Consider the following 20,698-nt stretch of genomic DNA (forward strand, 5'->3'; position numbering starts at 1 on the left):
CCGGTCGGGGGTCCGGCGGAGCTACCCTTCGGGTACCGCTGGGGGTGAAGTCTGTGCGTATTACACCCAAGACGCCCGAAGTGCGCGTCCCGAAGTTCGTCGGCCTGATGGCCGTCGACGCGCGCGAGGCCGCGGCGGCGCGCGGCGTGCAGCTGACCGCGCCCGACCGCCCCGACTTCCGTCTCACCGTGGTCGACTACGTCGTGCGCCAGTACCCGCCGCCCGACACCGAGGTGCCCCGCGGCGCCGTCGTCACCGTCTGGTTCGACCTGGCGGACGGCGAGGGCCACGGCGGCTCCGGGGTGAACGAACCCCGTATGCCGGGGCCGCGCGGCGGCGGGCTGCAGCGCGAACTGGAAGAGCCGGGCGAGACGTACACGGTGGTCGGCACGTAGTGGTGGGCACATAGTGGTGAGCACACGCAGCGGCCGGCGCATACGACCGGCCGTGACCGTCGTGGCGCCCGGCCGGAGTCAGTTCGTCAGGCGCCAGGACTCCAGGCCGGTCCGGTACGTCTTCTTCAGGTCGGCCCACACGTCCTGCTGCCCCACGAGGAAGATCGTGTACTCGGTGCCGTCCTCGGCGACGTACGACTGGTCGATGCCGTGCATCGTCCGGCCGCCCTCGTCGCGGTAGGTGTACTCCCAGATCGCGCCGGGCCGCCCCTGGAAGGTGTTCCGGCGCAGGTCGATCCGCTGGTAGTCCTGCTTCTTCTTGTCCTCCCTGGCGTGCTTCTCCATGTTGAGGATGTTGTCGTACGAGGTGTAGCCCGCGTCCGGGATGACGCCGATGAGGTAGTGCTCGGCGCCGGTGCTGCCCGCGTAGGTGATCTGGCTGCCGTTCTCCACGCCCTGGCGCGACCACACGTCGGGGATCACGAAGGAGAAGCCCATGGGGTCGACGGCCTTGCGGTAGCCGGACGGAACGGTCGCGCCCGGGGTCGTGCTCGGCGTGGCGTCCGTGGCCCGGTCCGGCGTCGCACTCGGCGTGGGGCTCGGCGCCGGGGTCGGCGTCTGCGACGGGGCGGGCTGCTCGGTGCTGACGGCGGGCTTGTCGTCGCGGCCCGCCTTGTCGTCCTTGCCGCCGTGGTCCTGGAGCAGCAGCACCCCAGCCGCCACGCCGCCCCCGATGACGAACGCGCCGGCGACGGTGGCGACCCAGATCCCGGCGCGGCGCGGGGACTTGGCGGGGGCGGCGGCCGACTGTACGCCGAGCTGGGCCGACTGCACGCCGAGCTGGAAGGTGTGCGGGTCGTACAGAGCAGCGGGGGCGGGGCCGGGGGTGGGCCCGGGAGGAGGCGTGGGGGTGGGCGCCGGAGCGGCGGTGGCCGTCGGCAGGGCGGCGGCCGCCACGGCGGGGTTCGGCGGGTCGTTGGGGGCGGGCGGTTCGTTGGGGGCGGGCGGTTCGTTGGGCGCTTCCGGCGCGGTAGGCGCCTGAACGGGAGCCGCCGACGCGGGATACGCCTGCACAGGGGCATCCGGCGCAGGCCCGAACGCCCCCGGCGGCACCTGCGGTTCCGGGACGATCCCGGTCCGCGCCCCCGCCATCTGCATCAGATACGGCGCGAGGAACGCCGCCGCGAACACCCACAGCAGCCCGAACAGGAGCGCCTCCGCCATGCCGAGGCCCACGCCGGCGCTGCCCGTGCCGCTGCCGCCGAGGTCGGACGCGGCGCCGGTGGCCTTCACGCCGAGGCCGCCGAGCGCGCCGAGCAGCAGGAACAGACCGAGGAAGATCCCGGCGGAAAGGAGCTGCTCGCGCCGGTCGGCCGACCGTCGGGCCGCCATCACGCCCACGGTCAGCGCGCAGACGGTGCCGAGGGCCAGCGCCCCCACGACCGCCCAGGAGTTGGTGACGTCGCCGAGCTCGGAGAGGCCGAACGACTGGTGCTGGTACCCGCCCCCGTACGTCGAACTGCCGCCCGCCTCGAAGGAGATGGGCGCGCCCCAGCCGAGGCCGAGCGCCATGGCGCCGAGGTTGGGCAGCACGAGCAGGGCGACGACCAGCGGCGACAGGTCGGCCTGGCCGAGGTCGGACACGTCGGAGACATCGCCCAGGTCGTCGATCTGGGCGATGCTGATGAACGCGGCGACCGAGCAGATCACAAGGACGACGGCGAGCGCGCGCAACGCCGTCCCGGTGGCCCGCACCAGCGCCAGCGCCGCCGGCCGGGCGGTGAGCCACTGGGCCAGGTCGTCCCGGTGCAGCATTCCCGCGGCGACGACGAGCGAGACGAGGAGCGCGCCGAGCGCGGCGAGCACGGGTGACGACGAGATCCGCACGCCCTGGATCGAGGGCTGTGCGAACAGGCCGAGTACGAGAACGCCGACGGTCACCAACAGAGCGACACGCAGGGCGGCTTCGAGCCCGGGAGTGCCGGGGACGGGGTGGCCGCCGGGGACGGCCGGGCTCGTCGCGCGGGCCCGGAGGCGTGAGCGCAGGACGCGTACGCCGATCCAGAGCGCCAGGATCCACAGGGCGGTGACGGTGAGAGGGACGAGGGAGAGCGCGGCGCCGCCGCTGAGCTCCGCGCCCATGTCACCGTCACCGGAGCCGAACGGTGAGTCCCCGCCGCCGAAGGGCGAGGAGCCGCCGGAGGCCGACACCTCGAAGCCGCCGCCGAGCGACTGGAGCAGCAGCGCGAGCGAGATCCGCATCCGGTCGCCGAACCCGACGACGACGTCGCTGCCCTGCCCGTACGAAGGGATGGCGAGGGCGACGGCGGCGATCACCAGGAGTCCGACGGGCCACAGCGCGGCCTGCGCCGAGCCGGCCCAGTCGCCGCGGAAGGCGCGCCCGAAGAAGGCGCCGACGGGCGAGGGCCCGCCGGGGGCGAACGCGGGCGGCGGCGGGGCAGCTGGCGGCGCGAGCGGCGGAACGGGCGGCTGACCAGGCGGCGCCGCGGGAGGAGCCGCGGGCCCCTGAGCCGTAGGCTCGCGCTCCGGCGTTCGTTCCCGCCCGCACTTCATGCAGAAGCGGGCCTCGTCGGGAGCCTGGGCTCCGCAGTGCGGGCAGAACGACGCCATGGGAAATGCTCCGTCATCCGGGAAAGTCGTACCGTCACCAGGGGTGACCGGCTGTCACCACGTACTCAACGGACACATCTTTCCCGGTGACCGGTTCCCCGTGGCGGGGATTCGGCACAACGGATGGGCACGGAACGGGAATTGAGGGCCCGCTACCTTGAACCCGCTACTTGACGCCCGCTACTTGACGCCCCGGTGCAGCGCCACGACGCCGCCCGTCAGGTTGCGCCAGGCCACGTCCGACCAGCCGGCCTTCTTCAGGCGGGCCGCGAGCGCCGGCTGGTCGGGCCAGCTGCGGATCGACTCGGCGAGGTAGACGTACGCGTCCGGGTTCGAGGACACGGCGCGGGCCACCGGCGGCAGGGCCCGCATCAGGTACTCGGTGTAGACGGTGCGGAACGGCGCCCACGTCGGCTGCGAGAACTCGCAGATCACGACGCGCCCGCCGGGCTTCGTCACCCGGTACAGCTCGCGCAGCGCCGTGTCCGTGTCCTGCACGTTCCTGAGGCCGAAGGAGATGGTCACGGCGTCGAAGGTGTCGTCCTTGAACGGCAGCTTCGTCGCGTCGCCCGCGGTGAACGGCATCCACGGGTGCCGCTTCTTGCCGACCTGGAGCATCCCGATCGAGAAGTCGCAGGGCACGACATAGGCGCCGGCCTGCGCGAACGGCTGCGAGGACGTCGCCGTACCGGCCGCGAGGTCGAGGACCTTCTGCGCGGGCCGCGCGTCGACGGCCTTCGCGACCTCCTTGCGCCACAGCCGGGCCTGGCCGAGCGAGAGCACGTCGTTGGTGAGGTCGTACCGGTCCGCCACGTCGTCGAACATCGAAGCGACTTCGTGCGGCTGCTTGTCCAGGGATGCGCGGGTCACGCGTCCATTGTGGCAGTACGCCCCCGGGCCGACGTCAGCGGCGCCGGTACACCAGGCGGCCTTCGATGACCGTGGCCACACAGCTGGCCGGGCCGAGCCGCACGAGCGAGGCGCGGTCCGGCACGTCGAACACGGCGAACCTGGCCGGTCCGCCCACGACCAGCGGCGGCAGCAGGACGAGCGGCACCGGCGAGAAGGACACCGGCCCCGGCTGGTTCGGCGGGCGCTGCCCGATCGCGAGTCCGGCCCTGCGCACCGCGTCCACCACGGCGCGGGAGCGCAGCTCCCCGGCCACGGCGACCGTGCCGTGCGCGAACAGCTGCTGGATGCCGCGCCGCGCGCTGGCCCCGACCCGGGACGGATCGGCACGGAAGATCTCCCGGGCGCGCTCCCCGACGACCGGCCGCGTGCCGAACTCGTCGGCCTCGCGCGGGTCCGGGTGGTACGTGCCTTCGAGGATCTCGGGCCCGTACGGGTTGAGCAGGCCGGGCGTGAGGATGCCGGGCCACCGCCGCACCCGCGCCTGCGGGCGGACGGCGGCGAGGTCCTCGTACGGGCCGAGGGCGGCGACGGACGCCCCGTCGACCAGGACCGCGGCCTCGGGCGAGGCCTCGGCCACGTGGATCGTCAGCAAATGAGCCTCAGTTGGTGGAGACGAGCTTCAGCTCGGGGTGTGCCGTGCCGCCCTCGATCGCGGTGGACGAGATGTGCGACTGGACGCGGTCGTCGACCGGGTCGTTCGCCGGGTCGTCGTGCACGACGAGGTGCTCGTACGTCGTGGCGCGCTGCGCGGGGACGCGGCCCGCCTTGCGGATGAGGTCGATGATCTCCAGGCGGTTCGAGCGGTGCTTGGCACCGGCCGAGGAGACGACGTTCTCCTCCAGCATGATCGAACCAAGGTCGTCGGCGCCGTAGTGCAGCGACAGCTGACCGACCTCCTTGCCGGTGGTCAGCCAGGAGCCCTGGATGTGGGCCACGTTGTCGAGGAAGATCCGCGCGATGGCGATCATCCGCAGGTACTCGAAGAGCGTCGCCTGCGTGCGGCCCTTCAGGTGGTTGTTCTCCGGCTGGTACGTGTACGGGATGAAGGCGCGGAAGCCGCCCGTGCGGTCCTGTACGTCGCGGATCATGCTCAGGTGCTCGATGCGCTCGGCGTTGGTCTCGCCGGTGCCCATCAGCATCGTGGACGTCGACTCGACGCCGAGGCGGTGGGCCGCCTCCATGATCTCCAGCCAGCGCTCGCCGGACTCCTTCAGCGGGGCGATCGCCTTGCGGGGGCGGGCCGGGAGGAGCTCGGCGCCGGCGCCCGCGAAGGAGTCGAGGCCGGCCGCGTGGATGCGCTCGATGGCCTCCTCGACGGAGACCTTGGAGATGCGGGCCATGTGCTCGACCTCGGACGCGCCGAGGGAGTGGATGACCAGCTGGGGGAACGCCTGCTTGATGGCGGAGAAGTGCTTCTCGTAGTACTCGACGCCATAGTCCGGGTGGTGGCCGCCCTGGAACATGATCTGCGTGCCGCCGAGTTCGACGGTCTCGGCGCAGCGGCGCAGGATGTCGTCGAGGTCGCGCGTCCAGCCCTTGGCGGTGTCCTTGGGCGCGGCGTAGAAGGCGCAGAACTTGCACGCCGTCACGCAGACGTTCGTGTAGTTGATGTTCCGCTCGATGATGTACGTCGCGATGTGCTCGGTGCCGGCGTACCGGCGGCGCCTGATGGCGTCGGCGGCCGCGCCGAGCGCGTGCAGGGGAGCGTCGCGGTAGAGGTCGAGCGCCTCTTCTGGGGTGATGCGTCCACCCGCGGCGGCACGGTCGAGGACGGTCTGAAGGTCGGCCTTCTCGGTCACCGGGCGTCCCTTTCGTTTCGTTCGTAAGGGTTGTGGACGGGCGGTCTCAGCGTACGCCAGGGGCCTCCTGCCCTCGACGTCAGGCGGCGTACGCACCCATCAGTACGCCGGCCAGCGCGCCCGCGAGCAGGAACGGCCCGAACGGGATCGCCGTCCTGCGGCCGGCCCGCCGTGCGATCACGAGAACCGTGCCGTACAGCGCGGCGAACAGGAACCCGGCGAACGTGCCGATGAACACGAGCCCCCACCCGTACCAGCCGAGCACCGCACCCAGGCCGACGGCCAGCTTCACGTCGCCGAAGCCCATCCCGTTGGGGTGGATGAGGAAGAGCACGAGGTAGCCGCCGCCGAGCGCGAGCGCGCCGAGCAGCGCCGTCGGCCAGTCGCCGCCCGGCTCGGGCAGCAGCGCCGCCAGGCCGAGCAGGGCCGGGGCGGCCGCGGCGAGCGGCAGGGTGAGGACGTCGGGCAGCCGCTTCACCCGGGCGTCGACCACCGCGAGGAGCACCGCGGACGGTGCGAGGAGGAGCCAGGCGCCGAGTTCGGGGCGGGTTCCGGTGGCGGCGGCGAGCGCGGCGCAGACGGCGGCGGTGAGCAGTACGGGCGTCAGGGCGCCGGGGCCGAGCGTGCGGCCGCACACCGCGCACCGCCCGCGGCCCAGCCACCCGCGCACACCGCCCCGCAGCGGATGCCCGTCCGGACAGCTCGCCCGCCACGTCTCGTCCGGCTCCACGGACAGCCGGTACGCGACCCGCGGCACGAACAGCCCGGCGGCGGCGCCCCACACCGCCCCGGCCACGGCCAGCAGCACATCCACCATCCCCGCCCCTTCCCCCATGTCCAACGGCGATTCACGTACCGGCGTCGCCTACCGGCCGAGCACCGCCAGCGCGAACGCGATCCGCCGGTCGAGCCAACCGGCCTGCGGCACATACGACTTGACGCCGTCCACGTACCCCTGCGTCAGTACGGTCTCCTCTGCGGCCCGCCATGTCACGGGCTTCGCCGTGCGCGTGCTGGACCGGTCTCCGCCCTCCGCGCCCAGGCTGAGCACGGAGTCCACGACGCTGCCGACGAGCGCGCCCGCGCCCCGCACCGCGCCGTCCTTGCCGCGCGTCGCGATGTCCTTCGCGCTGCCCTTGGCCCAGTGGTAGCGGGCGACGGCATCGGGGCGGCCCGGCTGCCGCAGCCAAAGGCCGTGCTGGACAGTGCGCTTGACGGCGGGTGTGCGGTGGACGTGGCCGAGTTCGGCGCCCGCCGCGTCGGTGACCACGTGCCCGTCGCCCGCCGGCGTCACCGTGCACACGAGCCGCTGCGCGCCCCCGGCCTCGTACAGCTCATGCGGTCCGCCGTCCTCGCCGCCGCCCACGACGTACGCAGCGGGCGCGAAGTGGCGCACGCCCGCGACCGCCGTGGGGACGCGTACGGCGAGGCGCCCCTTCACCGGCTTGCGCGGGAACGAGGCGGCCCGCTCGACGTCGGTCACGACGAACCAGCTGACGCCCTCCCACGCCACCGGCTCGACCAGCGGCTCGTTCGCTCCCCTGTTCCTGCCGAATCCCATGTCCCCGCTCCCCCTCCATGTCTCCCCGGTCGCGCAAGGCCCGCCTCTGCCACCTCAGCCGGCGGGCCGCATCGTGGCGACGGGGTCGCCCGCGCGCGGGTTGTCCGTCTCGTAGGTGAGGCGGCCGCCCGACTTCGACTTGACCAGGCGGACTTCGTGCCGACCGGTGGTGCACTGCCCGCCGTTCGACTTCTTGGCGATGCCCGTGGCGACGATCCGGTCCTTCTCGACCCTCTTGAGAACGAGGACGTCCTCGCAGACCGCGCCGATCGGGTCGGTCTGGTGGAACGTGCCGAATTCCTCGCCGATCCGGCCCTGTTCGACGGTGACGCGGAACGTGCCCATCGGCAGCGTGCCGCCGAGCCCGGTGCCGGGGCCTTCCCAGGTGCCCACGTAGGAGGCGGGGACCGTGCCCTTCGGGGCGGCGTCGGAGGCCGAGGCCGTCGCCGCGGGCGGATGGCCGCCTGCCGTGTCGCTTCCGCCCTTCGAGGAGCCGGGCAGCAGGTCGAAGAGGAACACCGAACCCAGGGTGACGGCGGCGAGCGCGCCCGCGACACCGAGCGCGACCGTGCAGCTGAGCCTGCGTCCACGCCCGCCGGCGCCGGGCACGGACGTCGCGGCCACACTGACGGAGAGTTTCCCGGCACCCGGCACTTCGGTGCGCGGCGCGGGCACGGCAGCGTCGGCAGGGGCGGGCACGTGCAGGGCGGCCGGCCCGTACGCGGGATCCGCCGGCCCGAACACCCCGGCCGGCGATGCCGCTGCGCCCGACGGCCAGTCGACCGAGGGCTTGCTGAAGCCGACGGGTCCCGAACGCTCAGCGGCACCCGCCGGCGCCGCGCCCTCCAGGTCCAGGAGTGCCACCGCGCTGCGCCCCACCTGCTCCACCAGCGCGCCCGGCAGCCACCCCGCCGCCACGAGCCGGGCCGCGCCCTGCGGAGCGAGAGCGCTCGCCACCTCGTCAGGGGTGGGCCGCGCGGCCGGGTCCTTCGCCAGGCACGCGGCGGCGACGTCGCGCAGCTCCCCGCGCGCCAGGCCGAGTTCGGGCTCCTCGTGCACCACCTTGTAGAGGAGCGCAGCGGACGAGTCGCCGGAGAACGGGGACGTGCCGGTCACCGCGTAGACCAGGACCGCGCCGAGGGAGAAGACGTCGGCGGCGCCCGTGACGCCCTTGCCGAGGATCTGCTCGGGGGCCATGTATCCGGGCGACCCGATCGAGACGCCGGTGGAGGTGAGGGAGGCGGTGCCGTCGGTGGCGCGGGCGATGCCGAAGTCGATCAGGCGCGGGCCGTCCACGGTGAGCAGCACGTTCGACGGCTTCACGTCGCGGTGGACGAGCCCGAGACCGTGCACCGCCGAGAGCGCCTCGGCGAGGCCCGCGCCCAGGACCCGTACGGAGTGGTCGGGCAGGGCGCGTTCCTTCACGGCCTGCGCGAGGGAGGGGCCGGCCACGTACCCGGTCGCCACCCACGGCACGGACGCCTCCGGGTCGGCGTCGAGGACCGGCGCGGTCCAGGCGCCCCCGACGCGGCGCGCGGCGTCGACCTCGCGCCGGAAGCGCGCCCGGAACTCCTCGTCAAGCGCGAAGTGCGGATGGACGACCTTCACGGCGACGGTGCGGCCTCCGGCGCTGCGCCCCAGATAGACGCGGCCCATTCCGCCCGAACCGAGCCTTCCGAGCAGCCGGTAGGGCCCGATCGTGGTCGGTTCGCCGGCTTCCAGCGGCTGCATGACCTGGCCTCCCCCTGTGCCCACGCTCCAGTCGGGCCAGGGTAGTCCTCCCCCGTCACGGCACCCCGGATACCACCGCTCGACGGAACGCATCCCTCCGATATCCGCGGGCCCGGCGTATTCAAAACGTTCACCGGTGAAATTCCTGACGTTCACAGTCGATCGCAACCGAACGGCCCGTTGTTTCCCGGATAGCCGGAATTGCCCCGCAGGCGAGAGGGGCGGCACGCAGAAGGCGTACGCGAATTCCGCGGGGGAATTCCCGTACGCCTTCCGGGGCCGGCGGAGCTACCGCGTCACGGCTGCAGCAGATCGACCCGGACATCGGCCGCGAAGCCGGTCGTCGGACCTACCCGGCGGGCGAACTCCGTGACGCCCTCCAGCTGCCGCGCGCCGAAGCGGAAGTCGAGTGTCGTGAAATAGCGCTCGAGGACCTGCTCGTCGAAGACCTCCCATCGGGAGGCCTGCTCGGCGACCTTGGTGACCTCTTCCAGGGACACGTCCCGGGAGGCGAGGAACGCCTCGTGCACCTTGCGCGTGATGAGCGGCTCGCGCTCCGCGTAGTCCTTGCGGGCGGCCCACACGGCGAAGACGAACGGCAGTCCCGTCCACTCCTTCCACAGGGCGCCCAGGTCGTGCACCTGCAGCCCGAGACGCGGCGCGTCGTGCAGGTTGGCGCGCAGGGCCGCGTCCCCGATGAGCACGGCCGCGTCCGCGTCCTGCATCATCAGGCCCAGGTCGGGCGGGCACGTGTAGTAGTCGGGCTGTACGCCGAAACGGTCGGCGAGCAGCAGCTGCGCGAGGCGCACGGACGTGCGCGAGGTGGAGCCGAGCGCGACCCGCCGCCCGTCGAGCTGGTCGAGAGGTACCTGCGAGACGATCACGCACGACATCACCGGGCCGTCGCAGCCGACCGCGAGGTCGGGGAAGGCGACGAGCTGGTCGGCGGCCTTCAGGAACTCGACGAGGGTGATGGGCGCGATGTCGAGGTCGCCCCGGACGAGGCTCTCGCTGAGCTTCTCCGGGGTGTCCTTCGTGAGCTCGAGGTCGAGGAGCGTTCCCGTCCTGGCAAGTCCCCAGTACAGGGGCATGCAGTTGAGGAACTGGATGTGGCCGACTCGTGGCCGGTTGCGCTGCGGGGTCTCGGGAGAATTGTCCACATCGCGAGGCTAGACCCCATGCGGTACGGTGCAGGCTTCAGGGTCCCCGAGTCGGCCCCGTCAACCCTTTGGCGCCCCGTGTCAAACCTCCGGGTGACGTGATCTTTCCCTCTATTGCATTCCGGTGCCTGCGTGCTAGGCTCGCCCGCAAGTTGCAGTTTGGTTTCCCTTGCAGTACAGAGCCTGCGGAGCATGTGACCGCGGGCTCTCGTCGTTTTCAGACTTTTGCAGTTGTTCGCAAGTGCATTTGCAGGTTCTGGAGCAGGGCGACCCTTTGGCCCAAGGAGGGCTTATGGCTACCGGAACCGTGAAGTGGTTCAACGCTGAAAAGGGCTTTGGCTTCATCGCCCAGGAAGGCGGCGGCCCGGACGTCTTCGTCCACTACTCCGCGATCAACGCAAACGGCTTCCGCTCCCTCGAGGAGAACCAGGCCGTGAGCTTCGACGTCACGCAGGGTCCGAAGGGCCCGCAGGCGGAGAACGTCACCCCCATGTAAGTGGGGCGTCCCCAGGTTTGCCCTTGGGACGTCGTGACTCCGGAACGGATGCAGTACCCAAGGAGCCCCGCTCCGCCAAGTGCCCCGGCACGCGGCGGAGACGGGGCTCCTGCCTTTCGGCTCACGCGTACTGCATGACCAGAACGCACGTCGTGCCCGGCTCCAGGGCGCGGCAGGTGTGCGGGACGTCGCCGGGGTACGACATATAGTCGCCCGGTCCGAGTTCGACCGGGTCGTCCTGGGGTCCCGCGAGGACCCGGCCGGTGCCCACCACGAGGTGCTCGACGGCGCCCGGCATGTGGGGCTCCGATTCACGGGGCGCGCCGGGCTCGACCTGAAGGAAGTAGAGGTCACGGCGGGAGCCCGGCGGGTTCGGCGAGAGCAGCGTCGCCGCGTAGTCGGCCTGCTCCGACGGAACGGCGACGCCCTGGCCCGCCCTGATGACCTGGACGACGGGGCGCGGCGGGTCGAGCAGCAGACTCGGCGGAACGTCGAGTGCGACGCTCAGCGCCCAGAGGGTCTCCAGACTCGGGTTCCCGCTCGCCGACTCCAGTTGCGACAGCGTGGACTTGGCGATCCCCGCGCGCTTGGCCAGCTCGGACAGGGAGATCCCGGCCCGGCCGCGCTCCCGGCGAAGGGCCGCGGCGATGCGGTCGAGGGGGAGGCGGGGGGTCTCGCCGGCCATGCTGCTCCTACTCACCGTTCGTTCGCTGGGGCGGACCAAAACGTTCGCCTTGACGAACGGGCGGTCTCCTGTCCATTCTACGAGTATGCGTTCGCCACACCGAACAGACAGCCCTCTTGAGCGAACGGCGGCCTCGGTCACGCCCTCGGACCCCGCCGCCGTTCCCGCCCGCACCGACCGGCGCCTCCTGCGCGACATCGCGCTCGTCTGCCTCGCCGACGCCGTCGTGGGTGTCTCCTTCGGCGCGATCGCGGTCACCGGCGGGCTGCCCGTCTGGGTTCCCGTGCTGATGTCACTGATCGTCTTCGCCGGGTCGGCGCAGTTCAGCACCGTCGCCGTGCTCGCGGCGGGTGGCGGTCCCGTGGCCGCCGCGGCGACCGGGCTGCTGCTCAACACCCGCACGGCCGCGTTCAGTCTGGCCGTCGCGGACGCGCTCGGCCGGTCCTGGCCCGTGCGTCTCGTCGGCGCGCACCTCGTCACCGACGAGACGGCGGCGTTCGTCCTCGCGCAGCGCGATCCCCGGCGGCGCAGGGCGGCGTTCTGGATATCGGGCCTCGGGCTCTTCGCCGCCTGGAACCTCAGCGTGCTCGCCGGGGCGCTCGCGGGCTCCACGCTCGGGGACACCGCCCGGTTCGGCCTGGACGCGGCGTTCCCGGCGGTGCTCCTTGCACTCGTACTGCCCGCGCTGCGCGGGTCGGCCGGGGTGCGGCGGGCCGCGGCGGCCGGTGCGGTGATCGCGGTCGCCGCGACGCCGGTGCTGCCCGCGGGGGTGCCGGTCCTGCTGGCGCTGACGGGATTGCTCGTGGCCCGCACGCCCCGGCGGGGAACCCCTTCCCGCACGCACTGCCCGGGATCCCCTTCCCGCACGCACCGCCCGGGATCCCCCTCCCGTACGACCTCCCCGGGAGCCTCCTCGTGAACGCCACGCTCGTCGCCGTCCTCGTCCTGGCCGCCGGGACGTACGTCTTCCGGCTCGCCGGGCCCCTGCTGCACGGGAGGGTCGAACTGCCCGCGCGGGTGCAGGAGTTGCTGACCGTCGGGGCGACCGTGCTGCTGGTGGGTCTGCTCGCGACGGGGGCACTGACCGAGGGGCACGGCTTCGCCGGGTGGGCGCGGCCCGCCGGAGTGCTGGCCGGCGGGGTGCTCGCGTGGCGGAAGGCGCCCTTCGCCGTCGTCGTCGTGGGCGCCGCCGCGACGACGGGCCTCCTGCGGCTCGCGGGTGTGTCGTAGCGGCCACGCAGGTGCGGCAATCCGTTCCGGATCGGGCGGACAACGCCTCCAACTCGCTCCCGGCCGGGCCGATTTGGCCATGTACGAACGGATAGCTGCTCCGATCGGTCGCGCGGACCGGCGTCGGGGGAACCGCCGCTACTGTGATCGGCCCGCGTCACCGACCGGACCCCGCGCAGAGGATAGGTACACCGATTTCTGCGCACGCACCGATGCCGGGGACCGCCCGCCCCGGCACATGCTGGCCGCATCCGACCGGAACGCAGCAAGAGGCAGCACGACGGAGGCACCAGAACATGCCGGAGCTCCTGCACACCCGGGCCGTGGGACTCGTCGGCCGGGGCGGCGCCGCGGCCGCGCTCGAAGGGCTGCTGCGCGCGGAGCGCCTGGTGACGGTCGCCGGGCCGGGCGGCGTCGGCAAGAGCGCGCTCGCCGCCGAAGTCGTACGGCGCATGCGCCGCGAGCCCTGGTCCGCGAAGGGCACCGCCGACCTGGCCGCGCTCGACATCCCCGGGCTCGTGCCGCACGCGCTCGCCCGCGCCCTGCGCATCGACGGCGATCCCTCGGTGCTGCAACTCCCCGCGCTGGCCGCCGCGATCGGGCGGCGCCCGGTGCTCCTCGTCGTCGACACCTGCGAGCGGCAGGCCGCGGAGTGTGCCGCCACGCTGCTGCACCTCGTACAGGCGTGCCCGGAGCTGCGCGTCCTCGCCACCAGCAGGTCCCCGCTGGACACCCCGGTCACGTTCCCGCTGCCCCCGCTCACCCCCGGCGGCGCGGCCCGCCTGCTCAGGACGGCCGCGCGGGCACTCGGCGCGCCGCGGGACCCGGACCCCGAGCCGGCCCGCCGCATCTGCGCGGCACTCGGCGGTCTGCCGCTCGCCCTGCGCATCGCGGCGGGCCAGCTGAGACGCCACGACGCCGACGACCTGCTGACGCTCATCGGCCGCCCCGAGCTCCTGCTCGACCTGCCCGCCCCGACGCCCGGACTGCCGCACCGGCTGCGCACACTGCGCGCCTCGCTGCGGTGGAGCCAGCGTCTCTGCCCGCCCGGCGAACGGCTGCTGTGGGCGCGGGCCTCCGTCTTCACGGGGCCTTTCACCCTGTCCGACACGGTGACGGTGTGCGCGGACGACCGGCTGCCGGCCGACGAACTCGCCCGCGCCTTCGAGGGGCTCACGGCCCACTTCCTGTTCACACCCGAGCCGTCGAGCCCCGGCGCCTTCCGCATGACGGCGGCCACACGCGCGTACGGCAAGCATCTGCTGGAACGGCTGGGCGAGGACGCCGAGTTCCGGCGGCGCTGCCTTACGCACTGCCTGCGGAACGCGGCCTCCTCGCCGTCCTAGCCCTTCTTCTTCCCGGGCAGGGCCCAGGCCGCCAGCGCCGCCGTCACGCACAGGAGGCCGCCCGCGACGATCAGGCTCGTCCGCATGCCCCCGAGCGAGAAGCCGTCACCGGCGCCGCCCGCGATCAGCGAGCCGAAGAGGGCGACGGCGAGGGCGCCGCCGGTCTGGCGGAACGCGTTCAGGAGGCCGGAGGCCGTGCCCGCGCGGGCCGCCGGGACGCTGTCCATGAGCAGGGCGGTGAGCGCGGGGACCGCGAACGCGCCGCCCATGCCCGTCGGGACGAGCAGGAGCAGGATCAGCCAGACCGGCGTGTGCGCGGCCAGCGGCAGCAGGCAGAACATGCCGAGGGCGAGGACGGCCTGTCCGGTCACGATGACGGGACGGCGGCCGAAGCGCTCGGCCATCGGCGGGGAGACGAGGTTGGTCGACGTGATGATCGCCGCCAGCGGTACGAACATGAGGCCCGCCTCGGTGCCGGACATGCCGCGCAGCTGCTGGTAGTAGAGGCCGAGCAGGAAGATCGCGCCGTAGAAGGCGACGTTGACGGCGAAGCCGATGGCGAGGGACACGCTCACGTCGCGCCGCCGCAGCAGGGGCAGCGGGACCATGGGCGCGCGGTGGCGCTTCTCGGCGGCGAGGAAGGCGAGCGCTCCGGCGACGGCCACGGCGAGTGCCGCGAGGACGGACGGGGCGGTCCAGCCCGCGTGGCCGCCCTCGATGACCGCGAAGGCGAGCCCGGCGAGCGCGAGGACCGCGGTGACCTGGCCGGCCAGGTCGAGCGGGGCGGGACGGCGCGGGGAGCGCGGGACGCGGGTGAGGAGGGCCAGGATCAGGGCGCCCACCGGCAGGTTCAGGAAGAAGACGGCGCGCCAGCCGGCGGCCTCGGTGAGTATGCCGCCGAGGACGGGACCGACGGCCATGGCGACCGAACCGCCCACCGTCCACAGGGCGATGGCCCGTGCGCGGTGGCGCGCGTCGTCGTAGGCCTGGCGGATCAGCGCGAGCGAGGCCGGCATCACGATGGCCGCGGCGCCGCCCTGGACGACACGGGCCGCGACGAGCGTGCCGATGCCGGGCGCGAGGGCGCAGGCCAGCGAGGCGAGGGTGAACAGTCCGACGCCCCAGGCGTAGGCGCGCCGCGCACCGGCCCGGTCGGCGAGCGCCCCTGCGGAGAGCATGAGCGCGGCGAACATCAGGGTGTACGCGTCGACGATCCACTGGAGCCCGGTGATGCCGCCGTGCAGGGACGTACGGATGGCGGGCAGGGCGATGTTCACTGCGGACACGTCGATGGAGATGACGGTGAACCCGAGGAGCGCGGCGCCGAGGGCGAAGCCGGGCGCCTGCACAGGTGCCGGCGAACCGGCCTCCGAGGGATGGACGCGAGTCGGGTTCCGCTGGTCGGAGCGGGTGGCGGCGGACGGCATCTTCGGGGCTCCTCGGGTGGAGAAACGGGTGGAGAAGCGGGTGGGCGACGTGGTCCGTCGGTTCCTCCCGGTACGGCTTCGTGCGGGCGGCTCCGGCGACCGCGGCCGCGGCCCGGTGTCGTGCACCCCCTGGGTCCGCGGCGGCCGGGCCGCCCGCAACGGGATCAACTCTGCGGGGTGTTGGCGCCAGGTGGCAGGGCGCCGTTCACCGGGGCGCGCTGTTCCTGGTCCTGACACGGCCCCCCACAGACCTCGCCGAGCAGGGACAATGGAGGTATGGCTGGTGGAGCGACGCACGACGGAACGGAACTGGGCAGGTACCTCAAAGCGCGGCGCGCGCTCGTGAGCCCGGCGGACGCGGGGCTGCCCGCGGGCGCGGGGATCCGGCGGACGCCGGGCCTGCGCCGCGAGGAGCTGGCGACGCTCGCCGGCGTCAGCGTCGACTACTACACGCGGCTGGAGCGCGGCCGCGAGACGAACCCCTCCACGGCCGTGATCGACGCGATCAGCCGCGCCCTGCGGCTGTGCGGCGACGCGCACGAGCGGCTGCACGACCTGGCCGAGCTGGCCTCGGGCCGCCTCACCGAGCCGCACCCCACGACCGACCGCACGGTGCGCGACTCGGTCCGGCGGGTCCTGGAGGCGCTGAGTCCGCTGCCCGCGTACGTGGTGAGCCGGCACAACTACGTGCTGGCGGCGAACCCGGCGGGCCGCCGCCTCCTGCCCGGCCTGTGGGACTGGCCGGACGAGGATCGCAATATCACCCGGTATTTGTTCCTGCACCCCGTGGGCCGCACCCTCTACGTCCCCTGGGAGGAGACGGTCGCCCAGTCGGTGGCGCACCTGCGCGCAGTGGGCGGCAAGGACCCGAACTCGCCGGAGCTGGCCGCCCTCGTCGGCGAACTCGTCCTGAAGTCACCGGAGTTCGCGAAGCTCTGGGACCGGTACGAGGTCCTTGAGCGCGGTGGCGGCACCAAGACGTTCGCACACCCCAAGGTCGGCCCGATGACCCTCACCTTCGAGGTCATGCAGCTGGCGCGCACGGGCGGCCAGCGCCTCGTCACGTATCAGGCCGAGCCCGGCAGCCCGGACGAGGCGGCGATGCTCCGCCTGGACCCGGCGGCCCGCCCGGACCGCCGGGAGTCCTGAACTCCCTTACTCCTCAAGCGCGTTCGAGAATCGCGGTGACGCCCTGCCCGCCGGCGGCGCAGATCGAGATCAGTCCGCGGGAGGGGGCGTCGCGTTCGCTCAGGAGTTTCGCCAGGGTGGCCACGATGCGGGCGCCGGTCGCGGCGAAGGGGTGACCGGTCGCGAGGGAGGACCCTGCGATGTTGAGGCGGGCCCGGTCGACGGGCGCGAGCCCCTGCTTCTCCCAGGCGGCCAGCGTCGCGAGGACCTGTGAGGCGAACGCCTCGTGGACCTCGAAGAGGTCGAAGTCCTCGATGCCGAGCCCGGCCCGCTCCAGCATCCGGGGCACGGCGTGGGCGGGCGCCATGAGCAGCCCGTCCCCCTCACCCCCGGTCACGTCCCCGCCGACGAAGTCCACCGCCCCGGTCTCGTACGCCGTGAGATAGGCCAGCGGTTCGAGGCCCCGCCCGGCGGCCCACTCCTCGCTCGCGAGCAGGACCACGGCCGCGCCGTCGGTCAGCGGGGTCGAATTCCCGGCCGTCATGGTCGGGTTCGGGCCGTCCGTGCCGAACACCGGCTTGAGCGTGGCGAGTTTCTCGACGGTCGAGCCCGGGCGCAGGTTCTGGTCGCGGTCGAGCCCTCGGTACGGGACGACGAGGTCGTCCAGGAAGCCCCGCTCGTAGGCGGCCGCGAGCCGCTGGTGACTGGCGGCGGCCAGCTCGTCCTGCGCCTCGCGGGCGATGCCCCAGGCGCGCGCGGTGACGGCGGCGTGCTCGCCCATGGCCAGCCCGGTGCGCGGCTCGGCGTTGCGCGGGATGTCCGGTACGAGGTGCTGGGGGCGCACCCGGGTCAGGGCCTTGAGGCGCGCGGGCAGGGAGCGGGCGCGCCGCGCGTCGAGGAGGATGCGGCGCAGGGAGTCGTTGACGCCGAGCGGCGCGTCGCTCGCGGTGTCGGCGCCGCCGGCGACCGCGCTGTCGAGCTGCCCGAGCGCGATCTTGTTGGCGGCGGCGATCACGGCCTGGAGCCCGGTGCCGCAGGCCTGCTGGATGTCGTACGCCGGGGTGCGCGGGTCGAGTGCGGAGCCGAGGAGCGTCTCGCGCGCGAGGTTGAAGTCGCGGCTGTGCTTGAGGACGGCTCCGGCGACGAACTCGCCGACGGCGCCCGGACCTTGGAGGCCGTAGCGCGCCGCCAGGCCGTCGAGCGCCGCGGTCAGCATGTCCTGGTTCGAGGCGGTCGCGTGGGGGCCGTCGGAGCGGGCGAACGGGATGCGGCTGCCGCCGACGACCGCGACGCGGCGCGGCAGATCCCCGCGCACCGGACGTGCTGGGCGTTCCATCTCGACCAACTCCTGACTGTTGAGTAACCTTACTCAGAAGTAAATTACCGACCGAGCAGGGAGTTGGACAATGGCCGACCGCTATCTGAACTTCACCGGCACGGCCCCGGGCCGCTTCCTGACCCGCCGCCTGGGCCTCCCCCAGCCCGCACAGCTGCACCGCTGGACGCCCGAACGACCGGCGCTGGACGGCCCGTTGCTCCATCTCACGGCGGGTGAATCCGGGCACACGGCGGAGCTCGCGGAGCTGCTGGCGCGCACCGGCCCCGACGTGCGGGCGGCGGCCGGGCGCCCCGCCGCGATCGTCCTCGACGCCACCGCGGTCACGGGCATTGCCACGCTCGCCGAGGTGCACGCGGCCCTGCACCCGGTCGCGCGCTCGGTCGCACCCAGTGGCCGCATCGTGGTGCTCGGCGCCCCGCTCTCCCGCGACGACCACCACCAGGCCGCCGCCCAGCAGGCACTCGAAGGGTTCGTGCGCTCCCTCGGCAAGGAGATCGGCCGCGGCCGCACCGTCACCCTCGTCCGCGTCGAAGGGCCCGTGGCAGCCGCCGAGTCGACGCTCCGTTTCCTCCTGTCGCCCAAGTCCGCGTACGTCAGCGGCCAGGTGATCGAGGTCGCGGCCGGCGACACCACCGCGCCCGCCGACTGGGCGCGCCCCCTGGCCGGCCGCACGGCCCTGGTCACGGGCGCCGCCCGCGGCATCGGCGAGGCGGTGGCGGAGGTCCTCGCGCGGGACGGGGCCCGCCTGATCCTCCTGGACGTGCCGTCCGCGCAGGCAGACCTTGAGGCCCTCGCCGCCCGGCTCGACGCGACCGCGCTGCCCCTCGACATCACGTCCCCCGACGCGGCCGAGCGGATCACGGACGCCGTCCCCGCCCTGGACACCCTCGTCCACAACGCGGGCATCACCCGGGACCGCACCCTCGCCAAGATGCCCGCCGACCGCTGGGCCACGGTCCTCGACGTGAACCTCGCGAGCGTCCTGACCACCACGGACGCCCTACTCAAGTCCGGCACGCTCAGCCGCGGCGGCCGCATCGTCGCCACCGCGTCCATCGCCGGTCTCGCGGGGAACGCGGGCCAGACGAACTACGCGGCGAGCAAGGCGGGCATCGCCGGACTGACCCGGTCCCTCGCCCCCAAGGCGCTCGCCGAACGCGGTGTCACGGTCAACGCGGTGGCGCCCGGCTTCATCGAGACGAAGATGACGGCCGCGGTCCCGCTGTTCATCCGCGAGGCCGGACGCCGCATGAACTCCCTCGGACAGGGCGGGCTCCCGGTGGACGTGGCGGAGACGACGGCCTGGCTCGCGCACCCCGCCTCCGGCGCCGTCAACGGCCAGGTCGTCCGCGTCTGCGGCCAGAGTCTGCTGGGGGCCTGACGACCATGACGACCGTCACGCTCACCGCCGCCCCCTCCCTGCCTCCGCTCCTGGCCCGCGGCGCCCTGCTCTCCCCCCTCAAGCGCCCCGGCCCCGGCGCCGAGGCCCCCGCGACCCGCCTGGTCCTGCCGGCCGCACGCGCCGACCGCGCCCGCCTGGCCGCGTACCGCGAGGTGTGCGGCTTCGCCCCGGACCCGGCCGCACTCCCGGTCACGTATCCGCACGTCCTCGGCTTCCCCCTGGCGATGCGGATCATGGCCGAGCGGCGCTTCCCGCTCCCCCTGCTCGGCCTCGTCCACACCTCCATCACCATCACCCAGGGGCATGACCTGCCGGTCGACGAGGCGTACGAACTCTCCGTATACGTAAAGGAGCTGGCGCCCCACCGGCGCGGTACGGAGGCCACGGTCGTCACCGAGCTGCGGGCGGGCGACACACGCGCGTGGACCTCGACCAGCACCTACCTGGCGCGCCACCGCACCGGCACACCCGCCGGGGCGGCGGCCGAGGAGCGTCCCGAGCCGCTGCCCGCCGTGGCCGAATGGAAGCTGCCCGGCGACCTGGGCCGCCGCTACGGCGCCGCGTCCGGCGACCGCAACCCCATCCATCTGCACCCGCTCACGGCCCGCCTCTTCGGCTTCCCGCGCGCCATCGCGCACGGCATGTGGACGGTCGCCCGCTGCCTCGCCGAACACGGCGCGGAGGGCGAGGTGCAGGTGCGCGCCGCGTTCAAGGCCCCCGTACTCCTGCCGGCGACCGTGACGTACGCGTCCCGGGGGCCCGCCTTCGAGCTCCGCTCGGCGCGCACCCATGTCACGGGCGAGGTGCTACGCGCCGGGGGCGGGTGACCAGCGCCGGCCCTCCATCAGGTTCCCGAGGCCCGACCAGGCGAAGTTCATCAGCGTGGCCGCGGCCTCCTTGGCCGTGACCGACGGGTCCGTGTTGGCCCAGGCGGCCAGCGACTCCGCGGCCCCGACCAGCGCCTGCGCGAGCCCGGCGACCTCGCGGTCGGGCAGCGCGGGATCGCCGTGCGCCTCCCGAGCCGCCTCGACGATCAGCCCGGTCACGAACGCGACGATCTCCTCCCGCATGGCGGCGACCTCGACGACGAACGGTTCACCGCCCGCCCGCGCCTGGCTGTGCAGAACGGCCCAGCCGTCGGGGTTCTGCGCTGTGTGCGTGAAGAAGGCCCGGAGCCCGTCCCGCAGCTGCCGGTCGGCGCCCCCGCCGCCGGAGACTCCCTCGCGTACCGCCGCGATCAGGGCCGCCGACTCGCGCTGGATGCACGCCGAGAAGAGCTCTTCCTTGGAGTTCAGATAGAGGTACACCAGCGGTTTCGACACCCCGGCGAGCTCCGCGATGTCATCCATCGACGCGGCCCGGTACCCACGCTCCCCGAACACCCGCACCGCCGCGTCGAGCATCTGACGCTCCCGCACGGCCCGCGGCATCCGCTTGGCCCTCACTTCGCCCACCC

At 73.5% G+C, this 20,698-nt stretch carries 20 protein-coding genes; 8 read left to right on the plus strand and 12 right to left on the minus strand.

All coding sequences use genetic code 11. The annotated features are described in order from the left end of the window. Positions 1-53 precede the first annotated feature (53 nt). Positions 54-395, plus strand: a complete 342-nt coding sequence (locus OHA58_RS14780) for a PASTA domain-containing protein (RefSeq protein WP_405479099.1) — start codon at positions 54-56, stop codon at positions 393-395. 78 nt (positions 396-473) lie between these two features. Here the strand turns inward: OHA58_RS14780 and OHA58_RS14785 are convergent, their stop codons facing one another. From OHA58_RS14785 to OHA58_RS14820, 8 genes are all read right to left on the minus strand, one after another. Then, complete coding sequence (locus tag OHA58_RS14785) at positions 474-3,026, minus strand: zinc ribbon domain-containing protein (RefSeq protein ID WP_405479100.1); 2,553 nt, start codon at positions 3,024-3,026, stop codon at positions 474-476. A gap of 180 nt (positions 3,027-3,206) precedes the next feature. After that, positions 3,207-3,896, minus strand: coding sequence for a demethylmenaquinone methyltransferase (locus tag OHA58_RS14790; RefSeq protein WP_405479101.1), 690 nt, complete (start codon positions 3,894-3,896; stop codon positions 3,207-3,209). Positions 3,897-3,930: 34 nt separating this feature from the next. Continuing rightward, the gene (locus OHA58_RS14795) at positions 3,931-4,530 is read right to left on the minus strand and encodes a hypothetical protein (RefSeq protein WP_405479102.1); all 600 of its coding nucleotides are present in this window, start codon (positions 4,528-4,530) and stop codon (positions 3,931-3,933) included. A 7-nt stretch (positions 4,531-4,537) separates the two neighbouring features. Further along, entirely contained in the window at positions 4,538-5,737 is a 1,200-nt protein-coding gene (gene mqnC, locus OHA58_RS14800; protein ID WP_266561359.1) for a cyclic dehypoxanthinyl futalosine synthase, read from the minus strand. A 79-nt stretch (positions 5,738-5,816) separates the two neighbouring features. Next, complete coding sequence (locus OHA58_RS14805) at positions 5,817-6,554, minus strand: prepilin peptidase (protein ID WP_405479103.1); 738 nt, start codon at positions 6,552-6,554, stop codon at positions 5,817-5,819. A gap of 48 nt (positions 6,555-6,602) precedes the next feature. Next, the gene (locus OHA58_RS14810) at positions 6,603-7,298 is read right to left on the minus strand and encodes a hypothetical protein (protein WP_405479104.1); all 696 of its coding nucleotides are present in this window, start codon (positions 7,296-7,298) and stop codon (positions 6,603-6,605) included. Between the two features lie 54 nt (positions 7,299-7,352). Next, the gene (locus OHA58_RS14815) at positions 7,353-9,029 is read right to left on the minus strand and encodes a serine/threonine-protein kinase (RefSeq protein ID WP_405479105.1); all 1,677 of its coding nucleotides are present in this window, start codon (positions 9,027-9,029) and stop codon (positions 7,353-7,355) included. A 296-nt stretch (positions 9,030-9,325) separates the two neighbouring features. Continuing rightward, entirely contained in the window at positions 9,326-10,189 is an 864-nt protein-coding gene (locus OHA58_RS14820; protein WP_399971014.1) for a menaquinone biosynthetic enzyme MqnA/MqnD family protein, read from the minus strand. Between the two features lie 292 nt (positions 10,190-10,481). On the opposite strand from OHA58_RS14820, the gene OHA58_RS14825 reads away from it, so the two are divergent. Beyond that, positions 10,482-10,685 (plus strand): cold-shock protein, encoded by a 204-nt coding sequence (locus OHA58_RS14825; protein WP_006138897.1) that lies wholly within the window; start codon positions 10,482-10,484, stop codon positions 10,683-10,685. A 121-nt stretch (positions 10,686-10,806) separates the two neighbouring features. Here OHA58_RS14825 and OHA58_RS14830 read toward each other — a convergent pair whose 3' ends face one another. Next, entirely contained in the window at positions 10,807-11,370 is a 564-nt protein-coding gene (locus tag OHA58_RS14830) for a helix-turn-helix domain-containing protein (RefSeq protein ID WP_405479106.1), read from the minus strand. An 85-nt stretch (positions 11,371-11,455) separates the two neighbouring features. Between OHA58_RS14830 and OHA58_RS14835 the strand changes: the two genes are divergently transcribed. From OHA58_RS14835 to OHA58_RS14845, 3 genes are all read left to right on the plus strand, one after another. After that, entirely contained in the window at positions 11,456-12,289 is an 834-nt protein-coding gene (locus OHA58_RS14835; RefSeq protein ID WP_405479107.1) for an AzlC family ABC transporter permease, read from the plus strand. Then, a complete protein-coding gene (locus tag OHA58_RS14840; RefSeq protein WP_405479108.1) occupies positions 12,286-12,600 on the plus strand; it encodes an AzlD domain-containing protein in 315 nt (104 codons plus the stop codon). Before OHA58_RS14835 ends, OHA58_RS14840 begins: the two co-directional genes overlap by 4 nt. Before the next feature lie 296 nt (positions 12,601-12,896). Further along, on the plus strand, positions 12,897-13,946 hold the full coding sequence (locus tag OHA58_RS14845) for an ATP-binding protein (protein ID WP_405479109.1): 1,050 nt from the start codon (positions 12,897-12,899) through the stop codon (positions 13,944-13,946). Here OHA58_RS14845 and OHA58_RS14850 read toward each other — a convergent pair. Continuing rightward, positions 13,943-15,373 (minus strand): MFS transporter, encoded by a 1,431-nt coding sequence (locus OHA58_RS14850; RefSeq protein ID WP_405479110.1) that lies wholly within the window; start codon positions 15,371-15,373, stop codon positions 13,943-13,945. The genes OHA58_RS14845 and OHA58_RS14850 overlap by 4 nt on opposite strands. A gap of 276 nt (positions 15,374-15,649) precedes the next feature. Between OHA58_RS14850 and OHA58_RS14855 the strand changes: the two genes are divergently transcribed. After that, the gene (locus OHA58_RS14855) at positions 15,650-16,522 is read left to right on the plus strand and encodes a helix-turn-helix domain-containing protein (protein WP_405479111.1); all 873 of its coding nucleotides are present in this window, start codon (positions 15,650-15,652) and stop codon (positions 16,520-16,522) included. Between the two features lie 13 nt (positions 16,523-16,535). Here the strand turns inward: OHA58_RS14855 and OHA58_RS14860 are convergent, their stop codons facing one another. After that, positions 16,536-17,837 carry an acetyl-CoA C-acetyltransferase gene (locus tag OHA58_RS14860; RefSeq protein ID WP_405479112.1) on the minus strand — a complete coding sequence of 434 codons (1,302 nt, stop codon included), beginning with the start codon at positions 17,835-17,837 and terminating at the stop codon, positions 16,536-16,538. Between the two features lie 70 nt (positions 17,838-17,907). Here OHA58_RS14860 and OHA58_RS14865 point away from each other — a divergent pair, with 70 nt between their 5' ends. Both OHA58_RS14865 and OHA58_RS14870 read left to right on the plus strand, forming a co-directional pair. Continuing rightward, positions 17,908-19,221, plus strand: a complete 1,314-nt coding sequence (locus OHA58_RS14865; RefSeq protein ID WP_405479113.1) for a 3-oxoacyl-ACP reductase — start codon at positions 17,908-17,910, stop codon at positions 19,219-19,221. Positions 19,222-19,226: 5 nt separating this feature from the next. Continuing rightward, entirely contained in the window at positions 19,227-20,069 is an 843-nt protein-coding gene (locus tag OHA58_RS14870) for a MaoC family dehydratase (RefSeq protein WP_405479114.1), read from the plus strand. On the opposite strand, the gene OHA58_RS14875 is transcribed toward OHA58_RS14870, so the two are convergent. Next, positions 20,049-20,696, minus strand: a complete 648-nt coding sequence (locus OHA58_RS14875; protein WP_405479115.1) for a TetR/AcrR family transcriptional regulator — start codon at positions 20,694-20,696, stop codon at positions 20,049-20,051. The two genes, OHA58_RS14870 and OHA58_RS14875, sit on opposite strands and share 21 nt — an antisense overlap. Between the last annotated feature and the right edge of the window lie 2 nt (positions 20,697-20,698).

The organism is Streptomyces sp. NBC_00009 (genome assembly GCF_045040855.1).
Lineage (GTDB): Bacteria > Actinomycetota > Actinomycetes > Streptomycetales > Streptomycetaceae > Streptomyces > Streptomyces aureus.

Bases quoted from the DNA above. Each gene is read 5' to 3' on its own strand.
- OHA58_RS14810 (WP_405479104.1), bottom strand. From the start codon at position 7,298: ATGGGATTCGGCAGGAACAGGGGAGCGAACGAGCCGCTGGTCGAGCCG.
- OHA58_RS14850 (WP_405479110.1), bottom strand. From the start codon at position 15,373: ATGCCGTCCGCCGCCACCCGCTCCGACCAGCGGAACCCGACTCGCGTC.
- OHA58_RS14805 (WP_405479103.1), bottom strand. From the start codon at position 6,554: ATGGTGGATGTGCTGCTGGCCGTGGCCGGGGCGGTGTGGGGCGCCGCC.
- OHA58_RS14835 (WP_405479107.1), top strand. From the start codon at position 11,456: ATGCGTTCGCCACACCGAACAGACAGCCCTCTTGAGCGAACGGCGGCC.
- OHA58_RS14845 (WP_405479109.1), top strand. From the start codon at position 12,897: ATGCCGGAGCTCCTGCACACCCGGGCCGTGGGACTCGTCGGCCGGGGC.
- OHA58_RS14865 (WP_405479113.1), top strand. From the start codon at position 17,908: ATGGCCGACCGCTATCTGAACTTCACCGGCACGGCCCCGGGCCGCTTC.
- OHA58_RS14785 (WP_405479100.1), bottom strand. From the start codon at position 3,026: ATGGCGTCGTTCTGCCCGCACTGCGGAGCCCAGGCTCCCGACGAGGCC.
- OHA58_RS14870 (WP_405479114.1), top strand. From the start codon at position 19,227: ATGACGACCGTCACGCTCACCGCCGCCCCCTCCCTGCCTCCGCTCCTG.
- OHA58_RS14860 (WP_405479112.1), bottom strand. From the start codon at position 17,837: ATGGAACGCCCAGCACGTCCGGTGCGCGGGGATCTGCCGCGCCGCGTC.
- OHA58_RS14855 (WP_405479111.1), top strand. From the start codon at position 15,650: ATGGCTGGTGGAGCGACGCACGACGGAACGGAACTGGGCAGGTACCTC.
- OHA58_RS14815 (WP_405479105.1), bottom strand. From the start codon at position 9,029: ATGCAGCCGCTGGAAGCCGGCGAACCGACCACGATCGGGCCCTACCGG.
- OHA58_RS14830 (WP_405479106.1), bottom strand. From the start codon at position 11,370: ATGGCCGGCGAGACCCCCCGCCTCCCCCTCGACCGCATCGCCGCGGCC.
- OHA58_RS14825 (WP_006138897.1), top strand. From the start codon at position 10,482: ATGGCTACCGGAACCGTGAAGTGGTTCAACGCTGAAAAGGGCTTTGGC.